This is a genomic window from Chitinophaga niabensis, from assembly GCF_900129465.1.
Classification (GTDB): domain Bacteria; phylum Bacteroidota; class Bacteroidia; order Chitinophagales; family Chitinophagaceae; genus Chitinophaga; species Chitinophaga niabensis.
This window is the reverse complement of record NZ_FSRA01000002.1, coordinates 2,889,478-2,895,590: the sequence shown is the minus strand read 5'-3', so window position 1 is coordinate 2,895,590 and position 6,113 is coordinate 2,889,478. Positions and strand designations below refer to the sequence as shown.

Here is a 6,113-nt window from a genome sequence, read left to right as displayed (position 1 = left end):
TCTCTAATGTTTCGTTGGGCTCTATAATTTGATCAGTGTTCGCTGTAAGGGTGAAGGTAGCGTCATTACCGCCTGCGGGGATCGTAACGGTTGCTGGCAGGGTGTATTCTGTGCCCAGCAAAGTGGCTACGGTTCCTGCACCACTGGTTAAGCTGATGGTTTGGGCTTCTGAGGTGATGATGTTTGTTGGTAAACTTACTTTCACCTGGATACTGCCACCTTCTGTCACTGTGGAGGCATCAGGGGTAAGGGTCAGCTGTTTGTTGGCGGAGGTGCCTGTGGCATCTGTGATGTTCACCGTGGTACCTGTTACAGTAAAGCCGGTAGCTGTGCCGTTCAGGATCAGGGATTCTGTATTCTCCAGGATCAGGTCGGTGTTGGCGCTAATATCTACAAATCCATCGGCAGCACCGGCTGCGATCGTGATGGTTCCTAAAGTGCCATGATCTGTATTATCAGCAATGGATGCACCGTCTTTTGATAATACCACATTGATTGGTGTAGCAGAGGTGAGTGATCCCTGTATAGTGGCAGTGATCCGCACTGAACTACCTTCAGCAACATTTGCAGCGGCAGCACTCAGTACAATGGTGGCACCGGCCAGATCAGCATCTATAATGTCCAGATCAACATTTTTGGTAAATGTATAACCCAGGGAAGATGGCACCAGTATCAGTTTCTCCTGGTTCTCAATAATACCATCCACTTTTGGTTGAACAGACAGCGTACGGGTATTACCATTTGCGGGAATGGTCACCGTTGAAGGGTATACATTCCCAACGAAGTCCGCAGCAGCAGCATCTGTTCCAAGCCCCGGGGTTAATTGGATCACAAGAGCGTCCTGGGTGGTGATACTCAAAGGTAAACTGAATACGTAGCTGGCAGTACCGCCTTCTGCTATAGATACAGGATCACCAACAGTAATTGTTTTATTCGCAGCTGTGCCGGTAGCGTCTTTAATAGTTATCTGTGTAGTAGCAGTTTTATCTTCATCGAAGATCCTCGAGCTCGCAGTGATATCTAATAACTCATCTGGTTCCAGGACATTGTCCGTGTTAGCCACCAGGTCGAATGATATTTCATGGCCGCCAACCGGGATCTTAACATTGGCAGGTATGGTATACTCTGTGCCCAGCAATGTTGCAGAACTGGCGGCGAGGTCAATGGTCAGTTCTTCCGATGTAGTGATAGTACCCGGTAAACGAACCCATACTTTCACGGTATTGCCTTCTGTTACATCAGTAGTAACAGGTGTTAAAGTAATATTCTTGTTAGCAGAAACAGCACTTGTAGCATCGTTAACATTTAAGGTTACCGGAGCAATAATATATCCGGTAGCCGTACCTCCGAGTTCCAGTGTTTCCTGTCTTTCCAGGATATCGTCGGGAACTGCGCTGATAGTAAAGGGTTGGGAGTTGGAGCCTGCCAGGATGGTTACAGTAGCCGGTAAAACAATATCATCATCAATAGCACTGCCGGAAATCCTTTGAGGCGTGATCACAATATCTGATGACGCTACGCCGGATTGAAGGGTTGCTGTTACGGTAGCCGTCCCTCCTTCTGTTACATCCGATACGGTGTATTCGATAACAGGATTTATTCCATCCTTGATATAAATAATTAAAGGAGATGTACTATAGGGGGTACCCAATATATTACCATCTGCAGTAATAACCAGCTCTTCATCTGATTCTGTCAATGCATCTGTTTTGAGTTTCAGATCAAAGATCACTTCTCTTTCAAACGGCGGAATAGTAACGGTCAGTGGTAATTCGTAATCTGCGGCAGTAGTGTTGGGATCGATATTAGCAGTACCTATCGTAAAGATGATTGGCTCTGAAGACACCTCACCTACTGCTATAATTTTTAGCTGAACAGTCTCTCCTTCCGTGTAATCCATTAAGCCATCCACCGTTTCAAAGTAATACTTTATGGCGTCAGGGATCGTACTGTTGTAATCATCGATCAGCAAGGTAGCTGTAGCCGGCGTAAAACCCGGCGAGCTTGCCTTTATGACAAGCTTCTCCTGAAGTTCCATCCAGGTATCCGGCGATATTTCGAAAAGATCGAATGTTGCATAATCCATCCCCGGCGTAAAATGGACCTTAAAATCTGCCGGGTCAGAATAATAATAATCATCTGTGCTCACTGTAGAAGTTGGATCTATTTCCAATTTCACATCAAAGGCAAAGTCCGTTGCATAAGGCAGGCGTACAATTATTTGTGGGTTATATGGCTCCATTACCTGGGTAACTGCCGGATCATCAAATTGCACCGTAAGGTTCACCGCTTCCTGGATAACATCCAGCTGACCGCCGTTCACAACAAATCCTGCACTGGTACCATTAAAGACCAAAGACTCCTGTAACTCCAGTTTAGCATCTGAGGCAACAGGCAAAGTAAAAGAGACATCATTTCCAGACGCAGGAATGGTCATGCTCGTGGGAAATGCAACACCAAAATCTGTAGGGTCCGTAGTACTTGAAGGATGTACCGTCATAGCAATTACAACAGGGAACTCTGTTGTTACCCCCGTTGGCAGGCTGGCAGTGATGGTAGCATTATTCCCTTCCATTGTAGCCGGAGAAGTGAAACTGATGATCTTGTTGGCAGGGTTTAATCCTGTTGTATCAATGATGCTGATAGTGGTAGTATGCGTTCTGTTAATGCCTGATATGGTTGCTGTAGCTGTGATATCCAGGCTTTCCGTTGCAGGCTCCAGTATCCGGTCTGCGATCGCATCAAAATCAAATTCATAAAAAAGACTGCCGGCAGGTATAGTAACCGTAGCAGGAATAACGCTGTGATCTGTTGATTCAGCATCCGCCGTTCCTTTAGCGAGGGTAACTACCACATCGGTTAATAAAGGAGTGCCGGACATCCTTACTTTTACTTTCATGCTCTTTCCTTCTTCCAGCGTAGTCTGAGCCGGCTCTATGAACAGTTCACCGGCATCATCGTCTTCAATCGTATAAATAACAGAAGTAACAGTACCCAATTGCAGGTGCGGAGAACAATCATTCGTTAGTTCTACCCGTAAGGTTTTATTCGGGTCCAGGTCATCATCTCCTTTGATCAGGATATTGTTCAAAGGAAAGTTACCCGGCACAAAAGTGTAATCACCCGGCGGGATCAGTATCCTGGTATATAACACTTCATAATCCGTACCTGCCACCGCATCATTTATACCGCTGGTGGTAGGGTATACTTTAACAGTAGCCAGCTGGGGAAGGTTAAACTTCGCACCACTTACCGTTAAGGTAAGGTTGCTGATAACATGTGTATTATCTCCTTCCGGGCCGGAAGGGTTGGCATCAGATAATTCAATGGTAGCTTTACCAAAGGGGAAATGTGTAAATCCGGGAGGCGGGTTCGGGTCCTGTACAAAAACACTCTTCAATTCGGTTGAATCAAAACCAACAGCAAAACGTTTGATCGCGTGATTGATCTCCATGGCTGTGGCATCCATAAAAACGGCCTTGTGCACCGCCACTCCCTGTGCTTGTGGCACTATATTGATATTATTGCTCAGCAAATATCCGCCGGGATTAACTTTTGCATCCCGGGTATTAGTAGGGCCCGCAAACCAGGAAGTAAAGCCAGCATTTGTTTTGAATACATTTACACCTTCCGGCCCGGAGGGGCAGGATGCGTTGTCTCTTTTATACCCTACTATGCTCTTGATCGTCTGAGCAGGGTCGGGCATACCCTGGTTTAGATAGTTATCATTAACAACGGATGTTTCACCGGAAAAGAAACCAGTGCTACAATCCTCAGTACCCATCCAGTTTCGTTGGGATAAATAAATATGAATGTAATATTGTCCCCCTCTTTCTGCACCAAGAGGGCCATTCAGCATTTCTTCATTTGAACTGATGTAGAAATCGATATTATAATAAGAGGTTCCGTTTACATAAGTATATACGGTGGTAACATTATAAGTGGCGTTATTAAGGTTCTGAAAAGAAGATAAGGTCACAATCTTGTAGGGATTTCCCAGCGAACCATCCCCATACACGTCTGATATCTCACAGGCTTTCACATACTTGGGCGTCTTTTCCTGCAATGGCCCGAACCTTTGTTCCAGGATGAAATAGGTCCTTAACCCGATATCTTCCTTGGGCTGGCTGTTATCCAGGTTATATTGGTCCACTCCTTTCCGCCTGACCAGTATACAGCTATCCCTTACTTCAATACGCAGGTTATTATCAAGGGCAGTACCCCCCGCAGGGTTGATAACAGCCGTCTGCGCCTGGGCATGCACTTCCCCGCAAAGGAAAAAGAAAGCCATAATGGCCGCAATAGCGAAACGCAGATGGTTTGCACCCGCATAACGCGGTTTTTTCATAGGTAAGGATAGGACTAACATAAAACTTAAAATTTCTTTACATCCATACTAGATATCTCGAGGCTGACGTTATATTCCGGCAAGTACATTTTCCGGTAGTGGAACTTCCCTGTAGTGGGTAATCTGCACAGGCAAGATGCCCCTTTTCCCCTTCTTTAGATTCTTAACTCCTTCTATTCCAAACGTTTATTCTACGTCAATGACTCTAAATAATAATATGTAACAAACTGGTATTAACTGCACCAGATAGCAAATGTATATTATTTATAATATTAATGCAAATATTAATTTAGCATAATTTATATGTATATTAGACAGTTACTCCCGGGGGAGGGTTAATTTATTAAAACAGGTTTAAGAGAAAGCATTATGTAGAAAGTAGAAATAAAGGTAGATTTGCCAAAAATTTACTGGAATGTCCACAATTGCTAAATCCAAGATTGATTTGAGCCTCAAATACAAAGTTAAAGACATGTCTTTGGCAGAGTGGGGTCGCAAAGAAATAGAACTGGCGGAAGCCGAAATGCCGGGTTTGATGGCCCTGCGTGAAGAATATGGTAAATCTCAGCCCCTGAAAGGTGCGCGTATTGCCGGTTGCTTACACATGACCATTCAAACAGCTGTGCTGATCGAAACCCTGGTAGCCCTGGGTGCAGAAGTACAATGGAGCTCCTGCAACATTTTCTCTACACAAGATCACGCTGCTGCTGCTATTGCTGCTGCGGGTATCCCTGTTTATGCATGGAAAGGCCTTAGCGAAGAAGATTTCAACTGGTGCATTGAACAAACCCTGTTCTTTGGCAGCACTGATCGTCCTCTGAACATGATCCTTGATGATGGTGGCGACCTGACCAATATGGTTTTCGACGTTTATCCTGAACTGATCCAGCATATTAAAGGTCTGAGCGAAGAAACTACTACCGGCGTTCACCGTCTGTACGAAAGAATGAAAGCCGGCACTTTACCTATGCCAGCTATCAATATCAATGACTCCGTTACCAAATCCAAATTTGATAATAAATATGGTTGCCGCGAATCCTGCGTAGATGCTATCCGTCGTGCTACGGACGTAATGATCGCAGGTAAGGTTGCTGTAGTGGCTGGTTTTGGTGATGTGGGTAAAGGTTCTGCCGAGTCTCTCGCAGGTGCCGGTGCCCGTGTTATTGTAACTGAAATTGACCCGATCTGTGCGCTGCAGGCTGCTATGGAAGGTTACGAAGTGAAAAAGATGGCTGACGCTGTTAAAGAAGCAGACATCATCGTAACTACCACCGGTTGCCGCGATATCATCACCGGCGAACATTTCAAAGCGATGAAAGATAAAGCCATCGTTTGTAACATCGGTCACTTCGATATCGAAATTGATGTTTCCTGGTTGAACACCAATTACGGACACACTAAAGTAGAGATCAAACCCCAGGTAGATAAATATACCATTGATGGTAAAGATATCATCCTGCTGGCTGAAGGCCGCCTGGTGAACCTGGGTTGCGCTACTGGTCACCCTTCTTTTGTGATGAGTAACTCCTTCACTAACCAAACACTCGCTCAGCTTGAACTGTGGCAACATACAGACAAGTACGAGAACAAGGTATATGTACTGCCTAAACACCTGGATGAAAAAGTAGCCCGCCTGCATCTGAAAAAGATCGGCGTTGAGCTGGATGTGCTGACTAACACACAATCCACTTACCTGGGCATTCCGGTTGAAGGTCCGTTCAAACCTGAATACTATCGTTACTAGTAGATCTGAAAGATCTGATCA

At 45.2% G+C, this 6,113-nt stretch carries 2 protein-coding genes; one reads left to right on the top strand and one right to left on the bottom strand.

Annotated elements, in window-relative coordinates; genetic code table 11:
• Positions 1-4,348, bottom strand: a 4,348-nt coding sequence (locus BUR42_RS29215; protein WP_159442368.1) for a Calx-beta domain-containing protein, incomplete at its 3' end; no start/stop codon positions are given.
• A gap of 415 nt (positions 4,349-4,763) precedes the next feature.
• Between BUR42_RS29215 and ahcY the strand changes: the two genes are divergently transcribed.
• The gene (gene ahcY / locus BUR42_RS29210) at positions 4,764-6,092 is read left to right on the top strand and encodes an adenosylhomocysteinase (RefSeq protein WP_074243051.1); all 1,329 of its coding nucleotides are present in this window, start codon (positions 4,764-4,766) and stop codon (positions 6,090-6,092) included.
• The last annotated feature ends 21 nt before the right edge of the window (positions 6,093-6,113 follow it).